We start from the raw sequence: 14,175 nt of genomic DNA, 5'->3' as shown, positions 1-14,175 counted from the left end.
TCGTTGGGGGATACCTCCGGTCGGATGCCAAAGGTAACGATCGGATAAACCCTACCCGCCGACGTCTGGGAATGCCATGTGCGACACCGAGACGCAAGCACCCGCGCCGCGACTCATTCTGTGGTAAGCGAGAGCAGCCGCTCGAAGACGCCGGGACCGGCGGCGACCGCCAGGGGCCGTGCGGCGGCATCCGGCATCTCCACCCGGCTGAATCGCCCGCCGGCCTCGGTCACCAGCAGTGCCCCCGCCGCGAAGTCCCACGGCTGCAGGCCGCGCTCGAAGTAGCCGTCGAGCCGCCCCGCGGCGACGAACGCGAGATCGAGCGATGCGGCGCCGATACGACGGATGTCGCGGGCGATCGTCATCGCACGACCCACCCGTGCGAGGTCGGAGGCGTGGGTGGCCGGGTCGTACCCGAAGCCGGTGGCCAGCAGCGCGCCGGCCGCGGCGGGTTCGGCTGTGACGGTCAGGCGGACATCGTGCAGCCACGCGCCCCCGTCGCGGGTGGCGTGGAAGAGCTCGCCGCTCGCGGGGTTGAACACGGCGCCGGCGAGGGCCTCCCAGTGCTCGGGATCGCTGCCCCCCGCCACGGCGGCGACGCTCACGGCGTAGGACGGGATGCCGTAGGCGTAGTTCACGGTGCCGTCGATCGGATCGATGACCCAGGTGACGTCGGAGTCCCCGCCATGCGACACCGGCGCGGCGCCGGACTCCTCGCCGAGGAAGCCGTCGCCGGGTCGTTCCTCGCCGAGCCGGAGGCGGATCATCTCCTCCACCTCGCGATCCGCGTCGGTGACGATGTCGGCGAGCGCCGACTTGGTCGCGGCGATCGCGACGCCCTCGGTGCGGCGGCGTCGGGCGAGCTCCCCCGCCTCGCGAGCGATGTCGACGGCCAGGTCGTGCAGCTGCGCGGCGAGCGTCATGACCCTCACGTTATCGCGCGACTCCGGCGCGCAGAGATCGGTGCAGACGTCCGCGACCGATGCGGATCCCCACCGTCGCCCGTACCGTGGAGCCATGCCTCTCCCCCGGGATGCCGCCACCCACGACGTCGTGATCGTCGGCGGCGGTCACAACGCCCTCGTCGCCGCCGCCTACCTGGCGGGTGCGGGTCATCGCGTGGTCGTCCTCGAGCGTCTCGGCCACGTCGGCGGCGCCGCGGTGTCGGAGGAGCCCTGGTCGGGTGTCGCGGCGCGTCTGTCGCGGTACTCGTACCTGGTGAGCCTGCTCCCCCGCACGATCATCGACGATCTGCAGCTGCGGATCGAGCTGCGCCGGCGGCGGTACTCCTCCTACACGCCGTCTCCGGCCGATCCCTCGCGGGGCATCCTCGTCGACCGGGGGGACGCCGACGCCACCGCGCGGAGCTTCGCGCGGGCGACCGGCGACCCCGGCGAAGCGGCCCGCTTCGGGGTCTACGGCGACAGGCTCCTCCCCCTCGCCCGCCAGGTCTTCCCCACGATGACCGAGCCGCTGCGACACCGCACCGAGGTCCGCAGGCTCGTCGGCGACGACGAGCTCTGGACGGATGTCGTCGATCGTCCGCTCGGCGAGATGCTGCGCCGGTCGCTGGGGAGCGATCTGGCCCGCGGGATCGCTCTGACCGACGGACTCATCGGCACCTTCGCCACCGCCGACGACCTGAGCCTCGCGCAGAACCGCTGCTTCCTCTACCACGTCATCGGCGGCGGCACCGGCGACTGGGACGTGCCGGTCGGCGGGATGGGGCAGGTGAGTGGCGAGCTCGCTCGCGCCGCGCGAACCGCGGGTGCGGAGATCCGCACCGGGGCCGAGGTCGTGGCGGTCGATCCCGACGGCGAGGTGACGGTGGAGAGCGCCGACGGGCTCCGCGACACGCTGCGGGGAAGGCTCGTGCTAATGGGCGCCGGCCCCGCGGTGCTGGCCGATCTGCTGCGGGCCGGAGGCGTCCCCGATGCGCGAGCAGGAACGGATGACGCGGGGCGCGCGCCCGAGGGTGCGCAGGTGAAGGTCAACATGCTGCTGCGGCGGCTCCCTCGGCTGCACGACGACACCGTGTCGGCCGAGGCGGCCTTCTCGGGTACCTTCCACATCAACGAGACCATGACGCAGCTCGACCGCGCCCATGCCGTCGCCACCGCGGGAAGCGTTCCCGACCCTCTGCCGGCGGAGATCTACTGCCATTCCCTCACCGACCCGTCGATCCTCGGCCCGCAGCTGCGCGCCGAGGGCGCGCAGACCCTGACGCTCTTCGGTCTGCAGGTGCCGCACCGCCTCGTCGCGGGGCGCGACGCCGGCGCGGCGAGGGCGGAGGTGCTCGCCGCCGCCCTCGCGTCGCTGAACGCCGTCCTCGCCGACGCGATCGAGGACTGCCTGTACCTCGCCCCCGACGGTTCACCCTGCGTGGAGGTGCGCACGACCGCCGATCTGGAGCAGTCGCTGCGGATGGTCGGCGGCGACATCTTCCACGGCGGACTGGCCTGGCCGTGGGCGGACGACGATGCGGATCTGTCCAGCCCCGCGACACGGTGGGGTGTGGCCACCGACCACGAACGGATCCTGCTGTGCGGCTCGGGCGCCCGGCGCGGGGGCGCGGTGAGCGGAATCGGCGGGCACAACGCCGCGATGGCGGCGCGGGAACTCCTCGGCTAGTTCCGCGGCGGAAGCGGCGGCGGGGGCGGGAAGCCCTCGTAGCCCGGTGTGCCCGGCGACCCCGCCGCGGGCGCCGGAGGCGGGAAGGCCGGCTGCGTCGGCGACGGCGGCACGATCGGCACGAACGACTGAGCTCCCGGCGACGGCCTGCCGCTCCGGTACGCCTGCCAGTCCGGGCTGCCGTCAGGCAGCATCGGGAGCGGAGTGCGACCGTCGGCATACATCGGCCACGGAAGCAGCTCGGCCTCGGCGGGTGCCGGTGCGGCGGCCGCGGGTGCCGGTGCGGCGGCCGCGGGTGCCGGGATCGGAGGCTCGGTGTTCGCAGCGTCGGCGGCTGCGGGAGCGGCCGACGCCGGGACGGGGGCCGGCTCGGCCGTGGCGGGCGCGGGCGTCGCGGACACGGGTGACGGGGCGAACGAGGGGCCGGCGCTCTGCTCCTGCCACCCCGTCTGCGGCTGCTGGGCCTGCCACCCGGCCTGCGCCTGACCGGGCCAGGTCTGACCCTGCGGAGCGTGAGGGGCCCACGCGGGGATGACGCCCGTCTGCTGCCCGCCTGCTCCGGGGTAACCCGGGTAGCCGGCGTAGGGCGCGGCGACGGGCTGCGGGCGCGGCCGGCGCGGCGCGAAGAGCACATTGATGAGCGGAAGGAGCGCGGTCCCCACGGCGGCGAGGATGGTGATCGAGACGACGAACCGCCAGTAGAGGTCGCCGAGCTGCGCGTACTCCGAGAGCATCAGCGGGATCACCAGCATGATCGCCAGGACGATGACGAGCACGATCGTCACGATCGCGATGACCTGGGTGAAGGTCGTGCGGTTGCGGGCGAGGGCCTTCAGGAACAGACGGATGTGCAACAGCGCCAGCTGCAGGATGAGCACGATGAGAAGGAACGACACGAAGCGGCCGAATCCCGAGTAGGCGAAGCGCTCCGGCATCCATATCATCACCGCGCCGATCAGCAGGATGAGGATCCACACCCCCATGCTCGCCAGCGCCAGCCACGCCGGGCGGTTCGGGGCGAGGTTGGCGTCGAGGATCGCCGCGCCGGCGAAGCCGGCGAGCAGCAGCACGGTGAGGAAGGCGCGGGCGACGATGCCGTTCTCGGGCCCGATGAGGACCCACACCACGCAGACGATCGCTGCGGCGATGAGGGCGCCGATGGCCACCCAGATGGCGGCGCGGATGAGCGGTGACCGACCCGCGTCATCCGTCGTCTGCGATGCGGCCGACGCGGGCGTCTCGTGCGGCTGGGGCTGTGTCATCTCGGTCCTCTCGTCGACGCATGCCCATCCTGGCACGCGAGAGCGGGCATGTCAGGCGGTCCGATCGCCCGGAGAAACAGCAGGGGCCCGGCCGAAGCCGGGCCCCTGAGCTGGGTGGCGAGTGAGGGATTGGAACCCCCGAAGGCTACGCCGGCTGATTTACAGTCCCTCTGGCGCGTCACGCTCCGTCACCCGGCGTATTCCGCTCTCCTTACTACGCGCGCGCGTGAGTCACCCCCGGTATCTCTAAATCTGGCTGAGTCCCGTTGCGTGTCACCGCCGCGCGTGAGCGAGTTGTGAGATTGGCCTCTTCGACGCTCGCGCGCGCATCGTTTTCATCACTATCGGCGGTTCCCAGTGCGCACGCGCTCTTTCTGCAAGGGGGCGGGGCGCGTGTCTCTCCCAAACCGTGGTTTGGTCGCAGGTACGCTCCCGATGTGCAGCCGTGGCGACCGTGGGACGCGACCGATGAGGAATACGCGGAACTGATGGTGATCCGTGAACCTGTCCCCGTCACGCTTGAGGCTCCGATCCGCCACTGGCTAGAACAGTATTTCGCGGAACGTTCTCCCTACGGGGTTGTGAACCCTCACGTCGTTCATGGCATTGAAACCGCACTGCGTGTGCGCCTGGGGCTCACCGACCCGAGACCCGGCGAGTTGGCAGACGACGTGATGACGCGGGGTGACCAGTTCATCCTGCGCGTCGTCGATCTGCTCATCTCGGACTACGAACCAGATAACTGGGGCCGCATGCCTCAGGGGATGGCGATACTCGCACAGCACATGGAGATGTCGTCCTCGGCGGTTCAGATCAGCGTCGTGGATGACGTGTTTCGTATCGGCCGGAGGATGCCGGAAGGCATCGAAGATGCTGTGCAGCGGGCTGTTGATGACTCGAACGCCACCGCGGGTCAGCACCTCGCGAAAGCATGGCTGGAGATGCGAGCGCTTGAGCCGGATGCGAGCAAAGTACTACGCGAGGCCATACAGGCTGTGGAGGCTGCGGGTGGGCCGATAGTGATCCCGAAGGACAAACGCCCACAACTCTCGAAGATCGTCGGCGCGCTGAGAGACCAGAAAGGCTGGGGTTTGGTCCTGGCTCGTCGTGATGATGACCACCCCGATCACCAGGCCGTGCTGGTCGGAATGCTCGAAACGCTCGCGTTCGCCGAGCAGCACCGGCATTCGGGGCATGGGTACAGCGAAACTGAGGCAGTCGGCCATGTCGAACTGGCGGCGACGTTGGTCGGGTGGTTCTCCGCTGGCGTGATTGTCCGACGCGAGGGCGGCTGAGTGGACGTTGGTTGGTGGGCGCTGATCATCTCGGGCGCGAGCCTGCTGATCAGTGCCGCGACGTTCTGGCGCAACCGGACACCCGCGCCGCGGTGGGTGACGGGCGTGAAGGTCAAGGGACCCGACACTGAGGGGGAAGTGAGGGTCACCGCGACCGCCGAGAACCGCGGGCGGGGTGTTGCTCGGGATGTGCGTTTTGAGCAGGTGGGCGACAGCCTGATGTCGGCGTTCTCTCGCGAGACCAGGAAGCACGCAGAGTTTGGCGAACGGCTCTCCATCACGCTGATCTACCAGGCTGACGCGGCGGGGGATGGCCGGTTCCGACTGACGTGGAGCCAGGAACCGAACCTGCATCGACGGCGGACGCGGGTGCTGCGCTTCCGGCTTCAGGGCGGTGGCGGAGAACTGCCGAGAGCCAAGCACGATATCGGCGTCTACTGACGGTTGGGGTCCAGTCAGTTCGCCGGTGCGGGCTTGGTCACCGACGCCGATTTGCGGTCTGGCGCGAATGTGACTCCCGCCCGCATTTCCACTTCCGAGATCACGTCATTCGTCTGGATGTCGCCACGCACCCACAGCGTGAGAACCGCCATCGATTCCCCGACCATGTTGTTGATGTTCCGTCGCGGCTCTTGCACCATGGCCAGCATGAGCATGAGCACGTCGAGGATCGGTTGTTCCTCGGGTGTGAGGCGCACTGTGAGATTGTTCAGGTTCGTGCCGAATCGGGCCTGAGCGTCGCCGCGATCGCCCGGTTGCGCTTGTCGCATATCGAGGAGCGCAGAGATGGTCGCCAGGAGGCTGTCGCGGCGCTCGCGCTCCAGGCTCTCTCGCGCCTCGCGCCTGCGGTCGAGGGAGTCTCGAAGCCACGGGATAAGGACCGTTCCGACCAGGGACAAGGCTGCACCGAGAATCACTCCCCATAGTCCGATCACCGCCGCTTCGCTTGCGTCGCTGACCAGCAGGGGGCTTGGCGTGGGTGTCGGCACCGACTAAGTCTGCTGCATTGGTCGAATCGGCGGTCGCCGAGATGACGGCTGGTCAGTTCACGGTGTCGATGTCCTGCTTAGCCGCCTGTCGGTACTCAGCGACCGCCTTCGTGAAGCGGTCCAAGTCGGACTTCGCCGTGTCGCGATCCGCTTTGAGTTGTTCCAGTTCTCGATCCGGACCGAGCAATTCCAGCATCATGACCGAGATCGCGAGGGCAGCAGCCCTCGCGCTCGCCTGCTGGGCCGCTCCCGCTGACCTATCTGAACAGAGAAGCGCAACGTCGGCCACCAATTCCTGGGGGAGGTCGGGAAGGTCGGAGTCCCACTCAGACATCTCGCCGACTAAGTCGATCTCAGTGGAGACCTGCCCCAGGCCAGCGCGTGCCGCGGACTGGATCTCCTCGAAGCGGGTGAGGAGTTTGGTGTGAGCGGCACGCCTGTCCGCCCTCCACGATTCGCGGGCTGCGTTCTGGCGGTCGGCTTCAGCGTGCTGCCGGGCGTGCGCATTGGACGCTTCCAGCATCCGTTCCTCGTGTTGGCGCTCGGCTTCCGCGTCGATCCGGCGACTTTCGTCCGCAGCCGCGGCCGTGTTCGCGTTTATTCGTTGTTGAACGATTAGAGAAACGGCGGTAACGAGGGACGGAACGCCCGCCACGAGCAAGGCCATCCACCAGTCCATGTGCCCACCCTGCACGGAACATCTTGAGTCCGGCAACTGCCGAGGTGTCCATCCTTCGGGAGTACCGGAGTGGAGCAATGTCTCAAGCATGCTGGAGTCTGGGCTCTGGGAGGTCTGAGTGGAGCAGGAAGACGACTGGGTGCTGGGCTCGCTGCTGACGCCAACGGGGCAAACACGCTTTGAACAGAAGCGACCCCTGCAGAAAGGCGAAGCGGCGCGAGCATTTGCGGCGCTCGACCGGCTGAAAGGCTTCAGTGGGCATCTGCTGATCGGGGGACTGATCGACGCGCTCAACTCGCTAAGTGAGGTCCTGGAGCCCATCCAAGCCAACCCCGTGCGGTTCGCAAAGCCCCCGCGGCAGGCTCCGAAGGTGAGTGGCGATGCCCACTACTGGACGCGGGCGCAGGTGGACCGGTTCCGCGGGGTGTCGGACTCTGACGCTCTGGCGGGCCTGTTCCGTCTCAGCCTTGCCGGGATGACACGGGCCGATCTTCACGGGCTGATGTGGGATGACGTGGACATGGCCCGCGGGCTTGTAAGGGTCGAACGCGGCAGGGTCGCGCTCCAGGGCGGGGCGACCGCGGTGGATGAGCCCAAGAGCGCCGCCCGACATCGAACGCTCCCCATCGAGCAGGTGGAGCCTGGCACGATCGCCGCACTTCGGTCACTGCGAGCGGCCCAGGCGGCGGATAGGCTCAGGGCCGGGGGCGCGTGGGTCGATTCGGGCTACGTCATCGTTGACGCTATTGGACGCCCGGAACACCCGGAGCGATACAGCGAGCGGTTCCGGAGACTCAGCGCCGAGGCGGGGCTCCCGCCGATCCGTCTGCATGCGCTGCGTCACAGCCTCGCCGCGTGATTCGATGCGATCGGCGTTGCGCCCTCAGCGGGTGCTGCGTGGCTCGGTCACACGCTGAATGTATATCTCGGAACGTACTTCCCCGAGAGGGGCGCGGAGGGCATCGCGAATGCCGCCGAGATCATGGCGCGAGCACGCGCGGTGTGAGCGATTCGGCGGGGTCGTAGCCGTCGAATCCGGGCCGCTCGTGAGCGTTCTGTGAGAGAAAACCCCTACCGGGTCGTAGTCCGGTAGGGGCTTTCGTCTGTCCAGCCGCGACATTTCGCGGACGTGGCGAGTGAGGGATTCGAACCCCCGAAGGCTACGCCGGCTGATTTACAGTCAGATCCCTTTGGCCGCTTGGGTAACTCGCCAAGTGCGCACCCGCCCGGCTTGTGCAGTCGACCGGAGGCGCGAGAAACAAGTCTAGACCCCCGGCGGGCGTCGAAAAAATCCAGGCCGGATGCCGCGGTGAGACCCTCAGGTGCCGAGGCGATCCAGGTCGGGCTCGGTCAACGCCGAGGGCAGACGCAGGAGCGCGCCCTCGAAGCGGCAGGTCGCGGCCGCGACATCCATCGCCCTCTGCAGCGCCTCGCCCCACGCCTCGGCATCGGCGGGCACACCGTCGATCATCGATGCGATCACCGTCGCGAACGCGGCGTCGCCCGCCCCCATGGTGTCGATGATGCGACCGGGAAGGTCCGAGATCGGACGGGTGACGACATCCGATCCCGCCTCGATCGTGGCACCGGCGCTCCCCTGGGTGGCGAGCACCGCGGCGGACCCCGCGTCGATCAGGCGCGCGCGCAGGGCGTCGAGGGGCTCTCCGTAGAGCAGCTCGCTGTCGTCTTCGCCGATCTTCACCAGCGCCGCGCCCGCGGCGAGCTGCTCGAACCCGCGGACGAACTCCGCCCGATCGTGCATCATCCCCTCGCGCGGGTTGACGTCGATCGCGAGCGGCGCACTCGAGGCGTGCACGGCCTGCGACAGCGCCAGCGTCTGGGCGACGTCGTCGAAGGGGAAGCAGCTGATGGCGATGACGGATGCCGCGTCGAGGGCTGCCTGCTCGGCCTCGCCGAACTGCACCGCACGGTGCTGGGCGGCATCGTTGAACACGTAGGTCGGCTCGCCTCCTCCGCTGCGCGTGCTGACCGCGCGCGACGAGCCGCGGGGCGACGGGGTGGCCAGGAGCTCCACGCCGAAGTCGGCGAGGTACGACCGGATGCGGACACCGGCCTCGTCGTCGCCGACCATGGCGATGAGGGTCGCGGGGACCCCGAGGCGCGCGAGGCCCACGGCGACGTTCAGGGCGGCGCCGCCGACGAACTCGCGGACGCCGTGGTCGTCGCGCAGCTCGTCGATGAGGGCGTCGCCGATGACGACGGCGCGGCTCACGACCGGCTCCGCGCGTGCTGGGCGACGCTCTCGACGAATGCCTCGGTCCGGCGGCGCGTACCGTCGATGCGCCGGTCGACGCTCGCACGGATCTCACTCGGCGCGAGCGGGGCCGCGAGCCGCACGTTCTCATGGCACGACAGGTCGGCGCACATGTAGGTGCCGACACTGTCGCCGTTGCGACCGGCTTCGCCGGCCTTCCGGGCGGTGAACAGGGCGACCTGATCGGCGGGTTGCATGGTGTGGCAGAGATTGCACATCGCCGAGCGCGCCGACGAGCTGCCCTCGGCGGCGCGCAGCAGCACGCCGACGGGTTCGCCGTCGACCTCGGCGATCACGTACGCGCGCCCCCGGGTGCGGGGGTCGCGCCATGCGAGGAAGTCGAGGTGATCCCAGTCGGTCAGCACGAAGTCGTTGGGCAGGGCCATCACCTGCAGCTCTTCCGGACGGGCGTTCACGAACGACGTGCGGACGTCGTCCTCGGTCAGCGGGCTCATGCACTCTCCTCGCCTGGTCTCGGGACAGTCTACGAACCTCTCCCCGCCGGCGGGGCGGCGTGCTCGTCGCGGTCGCCGCGGAGCGCGGCGCGATCGCGGACGTACCCCCGCGCGCTGCCGCGTCGCGACCCGTCAGAAAACGCGGCCCGCGGCGCTTCTCGACCGCACTTTCTGACGGGTCGCGTGCGCGACCGGCAGCTCGCGGGAGGCCGGACCGCGCGACCTGTCAGGATTCGCGGCCCCTTCGACGAGGGTGCGACGGAAACCGCCGGGTCGCGACGGATAGGGTGGCCCCCGTGATGGACGACGACCCCCGGGAACGCCCGGACCGAGGCGCCGACGCCCGGGACGACTCTCCTGCCGAGGCCGACGACGAATGGTCCGCCCTCGCGGCGGGCTGGGCTGCGAGATGGGGCCAGGTGTCGGCACCGGCCAGGCGGGCGCTCCTCACCGCCTGCGCCGTCGCACCGGGCACGCGGGTGCTCGACGTCGGCTGCGGGTCGGGCGAGTTCCTGCCCGAGCTCACCGCTGTCGGGGCACGGGCGATCGGCATCGACTCCTCACCGGCGATGGTGGCGCTCGCGGTGCGGCACGGCCAGGCGCGAAGAGCGGATGTCGCGGCGCTCCCCTTCGCCGACGACACCTTCGACGTGGTGACCGCCGTCACGGTGCTGCACCTGACGGACGACCTCGCCGCCGCCGTCCGGGAGTGCGCGCGCGTCCTGCGCCCGGGTGGCCTCCTCGGCATCGCGGAGTGGGGTGACACCGGGCCGAACGACGTGGCGATCATCGAACGCGCCCTCGACGCGGCGCTCGACCCCGACGCGGTCCGGGATGCCGGCACGTCCGAGGCAGACCCGCAGACCCGCGCCACCACCGAATCCGGCGCGCCCCCGCATCCGTCCGCTCTCGATCTCGCGCTGCGCGCGGCCGGCTTCCGACCGGTCGCGGATGGCCAGGTCGAGGTGACCGTGCGCGCCGCGGACGTCGGCGAGCTCGCCGCGACCGTGCTGCTCGGCGAGGACGAGGCGACCATCGACGAGCTCTCCCCCGTCATCTCGGAGGCGGCGGAGCCGTTCCGGCAGCCCGACGGGTACTACCTGCTCCACAACACCTTCCGCTGGCGGGTCGTCGCCGCGGACTGAGCGACCTCAGAAGCCGAGCCGGCGCGCCACCGCGTCCGCCGCGCGGGTCGGGAACGCGTCCCACCCCGGCTCGAGCGCCTCGCGGGCGAGGCCGTACAGTGCTCGGGCGGCGTCCTGCACGGGCGCGGAAACCGCCTCTTCGATGCGGGGGCCCCACTCGGGGAAGTCGCGCTCGAAACGGCGGAGCGGATCGATGATGTCGCGGCGCGCGGTGGAGCGGCCGTCGAACCGGCCGCGGATCGCGCGGACGAGATGGATGACCGCGGCACCGCGCACGAACTGCCCCGCGTTGATGCTCTCGCCCCGACGCGCGCGACCCGTGCCGAGTAGCAGCTTGACGAAGACCAGCGCGGCGTCGTTGACGGGATCGAACCGGTCACGCGCCATCGCGTTCGCGCGGGCGCGCGCGATGAGCCCCGCCGTCGTGGCCCGATCGTCGTCGACGACCACCGTCGCCTCGCCCGCGACAGCGCCGTCGAGTTCCGCGGCCTCAGAGAGGGCGAACTCGAACACGTGCCCGTCGTCGTACACGGCGACGAAGCCGATCTCGCCCTCGCGGGCGGTGACGGCGAGACCCTCCTGCTCGGGCAGCCACGACAGATCGGGCCGCACCTCGGGACCGCGGCCGTCGGCGATCAGGGCGAAGAAGTCGTGATCCGACCACTCGTCGCGGCGGTGGGCCGCCTCGTCCGACGCCGACCCGAGGAGCACGAGACCGATCAGGCCGTCGTGCGCCTCGACTCCGGCGGCGAGGCCGCGGCTGCGCGCGGCGAATCCGGTCGAATCGGCGGGTGCCCTCATCCGGTCACTTCACACTGCCGGCGGTGAGGCCGCCGACGATGAAGCGCTGCAGCGCGAGGAACAGGGCGACGGGGATGACCGCGGCCAGCACGGCGCCGGCGGCGAACACGCTCCAGTTGCGCGCGGTCTCCTGCGAGACGAACTGGTAGAGACCGACGGCGAGCGTCTGCTTGTCGGGGTCCGAGAGCACCACCGAGGCGATGACGAAGTCGTTCGTCGTCGCGAGGAACGACAGCAGCCCGACCACGGCCAGGATCGGCGCGACCAGACGCAGGATGATCGTGAAGAAGATGCGCGCATGACCGGCGCCGTCGATCTTGGCCGCCTCGTCGATCGAGGCCGGCACGGTGTTGAAGAACCCGTACATGAGGTACGTGTTCACGCCGAGCGCGCCGCCGAGGTAGACCATGATCAGCCCGAGCTGAGAGTTGAGCCCCAGAGCGGGGAAGATGTCGGCGATCGCCGACATCAGCAGGAAGATCGCCACGAACGCCAGCAGCTGCGGGAACATCTGCACCAGCAGCAGCGTCAGCAGGCCGAACCGGCGACCGGTGAAGCGCATGCGCGAGAACGCATACGCGGCCAGCGCCCCGAGCAGCACCGTGCCGAAGGCGGTGGCGAGACCGATCACGAGGGTGTTGACGAACCAGGCGCCGTAGGGCTGCGACGGGTTCTCGAACAGCCGGACGTATGCACCCAGGTCGAACGTCGAGAAGAGGCTGTTGGCGGTGAGCAGCGTGCCGCCGGGATTGAGCGATGCCGAGAGCACGTACGCCAGCGGGAAGGCGCAGAACAGCAGCATCACGATGCCGATGATGTGGCGCCAGCCTGTCTCGCGGAACCAGCGACCGAACGGTCGTCGGGGCGCGGGGGCGGACTTCTGCGCGGCAGCGGCACCCCGCTTATCGTCGGCGAGCGCCTCGGCCAGTGCCGGCGCGGGCTGCGAGGTGAGCGGGTTGGAGTTCAGGGCCATCTCAGTTCAGCTCCTCGAGGACCTTGGTCTGGCGGAAGCTCACGTAGGAGATCACCGCGACCAGGATGAAGATGATGATCGAGAACGCGCTCGCGAGCCCGTAGTCGCGGTTCGCCCCGACGAAGGCCACCTTGTAGACCATTGAGATCAGGATGTCGGTGGCACCGACGTTGATCGACGCGTCGGCGAATCGGGGCCCGCCGTTGGTGAGCATGTAGACGATGTTGAAGTTGTTGAAGTTGAACGCGAACGACGAGATCAGCAGTGGAGCGACCGAGACGAGGAGGAGCGGGAACTTGATGTGGCGGAAGACCTGCCACACCCCCGCGCCGTCGACGCGGCCCGCCTCCTGGATGTCGTCGGGGATCGACTGCAGCGCCCCGGTGCACACGAGGAACATGTAGGGGAACCCGAGCCAGAGGTTGACGATGAGGATCGCGACCTTGGCCAGGATCGGATCGAGGAGCCAGGGTATGGATGCTCCGCCCAGCAGGACCTGGTTGATGAATCCGAAGTCCTGGTTGAACATGCCCGCCCAGATCAGCGCGGACAGGAACGCCGGGAACGCGTACGGCAGGATCAGGATGACGCGGTAGTACTTGCGGCTCTTCATCTTCGGATCGTTGAAGACGACCGCGAGGAACAGACCGAGGACGAACGTGGTGGCCACCGAGAGGAAGGCGAAGACGAAGGTCCAGATGAGCACCGCGATGAACGGACCACGGATGGATTCCTCGGTGACGGCGCGGACGAAGTTCTCACCTCCGACCCAGACCTGCCAGCCGGGGAGGATCTCGGTCCCGTCATCCGCGGTGAACGCGCCCGTGCCGATGTCGCGATAGACCGTGCCGGTCTCGGTGTCGGTCATGGTGTCGGCGACCGGATCCCACTCCAGGCTCGACTGGAAGAGGTAGGCGTTGGAGCCGTCCGTCGTGCGGAGGTACCCGTCGTTGAGGTCGTCGTCGAGGGGCACGGCCAAGGCGCCGATCTCGGCCTGGTTGGCGAGGATCTGCGAGAAGTCGAGCACCTCGTAGCCGGCCGCCTCGGGCGAGGAGATCGACTCCAGCGGCTGCTCGGTGCCGCCGACGCTGAGGTCGCCGGTGTCGGGGTCTTCGACGACGAGGAAGAACTCTCCGTCGCGCGTGGCGATCTGCACCGGGTAGGTGGCGGAGTCCTCCACCCGCGTCTGCGACTGCTGGAGGAGCGAGGTGATCGCGTCCTCCTTGGTGGAGTTGTGCCCCGATCCGTAGTTGGTGAACGCGATGTAGACGGTGTAGAGCACCACGAAGATCTGGAAGATGAAGAGGAACACCAGACCGGGCGCGAGGTACTTCGCCGGGAGGAGCCCGGGGATGAGGTAGATCGCGTTGAGGATGACCACGCCGACGGCGATGGCGACGGCGATGACCCACTGCTCCTGCACGGCCAGGACGAGGATGGCGTAGATCGCCATCGCATCGACGATGCCGAGGGCGACGATCTTGAACAGCCACACCTTCCAGCCCGCCGAGGCGGCGTCGGCGAAGGCGGCGGCGCGGCGGCGGCGCTTCTCGGTGGCCGGATCGGCGCGTCGGTCGGACGCGCGGTCGGTGTCGAGGGTCGGAATCGTCATCGAGGCTCCTAGGCGGACGATCGACTTCGTGGTCGATCTGTCGGGGGAAAGGGGTTCG

General features: G+C 69.3%; 14 protein-coding genes and 1 tRNA gene. 5 read left to right on the top strand and 10 right to left on the bottom strand.

The window, feature by feature from the left end; all coding sequences use genetic code 11:
- Positions 1-113 precede the first annotated feature (113 nt).
- Entirely contained in the window at positions 114-923 is an 810-nt protein-coding gene (locus tag T9R20_RS05090; protein WP_322411462.1) for an inositol monophosphatase family protein, read from the bottom strand.
- A gap of 94 nt (positions 924-1,017) precedes the next feature.
- Here T9R20_RS05090 and T9R20_RS05085 point away from each other — a divergent pair, with 94 nt between their 5' ends.
- A complete protein-coding gene (locus tag T9R20_RS05085) occupies positions 1,018-2,631 on the top strand; it encodes an NAD(P)/FAD-dependent oxidoreductase (protein ID WP_322411461.1) in 1,614 nt (537 codons plus the stop codon).
- Here T9R20_RS05085 and T9R20_RS05080 read toward each other — a convergent pair.
- Positions 2,628-3,893 (bottom strand): hypothetical protein, encoded by a 1,266-nt coding sequence (locus tag T9R20_RS05080; RefSeq protein WP_322411460.1) that lies wholly within the window; start codon positions 3,891-3,893, stop codon positions 2,628-2,630. The genes T9R20_RS05085 and T9R20_RS05080 overlap by 4 nt on opposite strands.
- A 437-nt stretch (positions 3,894-4,330) precedes the next feature.
- Between T9R20_RS05080 and T9R20_RS05075 the strand changes: the two genes are divergently transcribed.
- Together T9R20_RS05075 and T9R20_RS05070 are read left to right on the top strand one after the other, a co-directional pair.
- On the top strand, positions 4,331-5,188 hold the full coding sequence (locus T9R20_RS05075; RefSeq protein WP_322411459.1) for a hypothetical protein: 858 nt from the start codon (positions 4,331-4,333) through the stop codon (positions 5,186-5,188).
- Positions 5,189-5,629 carry a hypothetical protein gene (locus T9R20_RS05070; RefSeq protein ID WP_322411458.1) on the top strand — a complete coding sequence of 147 codons (441 nt, stop codon included), beginning with the start codon at positions 5,189-5,191 and terminating at the stop codon, positions 5,627-5,629. It abuts the gene before it with no gap.
- Positions 5,630-5,643: 14 nt separating this feature from the next.
- Here the strand turns inward: T9R20_RS05070 and T9R20_RS05065 are convergent, their stop codons facing one another.
- On the bottom strand, positions 5,644-6,177 hold the full coding sequence (locus tag T9R20_RS05065) for a hypothetical protein (RefSeq protein WP_322411457.1): 534 nt from the start codon (positions 6,175-6,177) through the stop codon (positions 5,644-5,646).
- Between the two features lie 52 nt (positions 6,178-6,229).
- Positions 6,230-6,856, bottom strand: coding sequence for a hypothetical protein (locus T9R20_RS05060; protein ID WP_322411456.1), 627 nt, complete (start codon positions 6,854-6,856; stop codon positions 6,230-6,232).
- A 118-nt stretch (positions 6,857-6,974) separates the two neighbouring features.
- Here T9R20_RS05060 and T9R20_RS05055 point away from each other — a divergent pair, with 118 nt between their 5' ends.
- Positions 6,975-7,715 (top strand): hypothetical protein, encoded by a 741-nt coding sequence (locus tag T9R20_RS05055; RefSeq protein WP_322411455.1) that lies wholly within the window; start codon positions 6,975-6,977, stop codon positions 7,713-7,715.
- A 271-nt stretch (positions 7,716-7,986) separates the two neighbouring features.
- On the opposite strand, the gene T9R20_RS05050 is transcribed toward T9R20_RS05055, so the two are convergent.
- The 3 genes from T9R20_RS05050 to T9R20_RS05040 form a co-directional block, all read right to left on the bottom strand.
- Positions 7,987-8,068, bottom strand: a tRNA-Tyr gene (locus T9R20_RS05050).
- A gap of 106 nt (positions 8,069-8,174) precedes the next feature.
- Entirely contained in the window at positions 8,175-9,089 is a 915-nt protein-coding gene (locus T9R20_RS05045; RefSeq protein WP_322411454.1) for a carbohydrate kinase family protein, read from the bottom strand.
- Positions 9,086-9,586, bottom strand: a complete 501-nt coding sequence (locus T9R20_RS05040; protein ID WP_322411453.1) for an FBP domain-containing protein — start codon at positions 9,584-9,586, stop codon at positions 9,086-9,088. The genes T9R20_RS05045 and T9R20_RS05040 overlap by 4 nt, the downstream gene beginning before the upstream one ends.
- A 299-nt stretch (positions 9,587-9,885) precedes the next feature.
- Here T9R20_RS05040 and T9R20_RS05035 point away from each other — a divergent pair, with 299 nt between their 5' ends.
- Positions 9,886-10,731 carry a class I SAM-dependent methyltransferase gene (locus T9R20_RS05035; RefSeq protein ID WP_322411452.1) on the top strand — a complete coding sequence of 282 codons (846 nt, stop codon included), beginning with the start codon at positions 9,886-9,888 and terminating at the stop codon, positions 10,729-10,731.
- 6 nt (positions 10,732-10,737) lie between these two features.
- Here T9R20_RS05035 and T9R20_RS05030 read toward each other — a convergent pair whose 3' ends face one another.
- Genes T9R20_RS05030 through T9R20_RS05020 form a run of 3 tightly spaced genes read right to left on the bottom strand, consistent with a single transcriptional unit; the run spans position 10,738 to position 14,117 of the window.
- Positions 10,738-11,532, bottom strand: coding sequence for a hypothetical protein (locus T9R20_RS05030; RefSeq protein WP_322411451.1), 795 nt, complete (start codon positions 11,530-11,532; stop codon positions 10,738-10,740).
- Positions 11,533-11,536: 4 nt separating this feature from the next.
- Positions 11,537-12,505: a sugar ABC transporter permease gene (locus tag T9R20_RS05025; protein ID WP_322411450.1), complete on the bottom strand. Its 969-nt coding sequence runs from the start codon at positions 12,503-12,505 to the stop codon at positions 11,537-11,539.
- Position 12,506: 1 nt separating this feature from the next.
- Entirely contained in the window at positions 12,507-14,117 is a 1,611-nt protein-coding gene (locus tag T9R20_RS05020; protein WP_322411449.1) for an ABC transporter permease subunit, read from the bottom strand.
- Between the last annotated feature and the right edge of the window lie 58 nt (positions 14,118-14,175).

This window comes from Microbacterium invictum (genome assembly GCF_034421375.1).
Lineage (GTDB): Bacteria > Actinomycetota > Actinomycetes > Actinomycetales > Microbacteriaceae > Microbacterium > Microbacterium invictum_A.
This window is presented reverse-complemented; position numbering and strand designations above follow the sequence as displayed.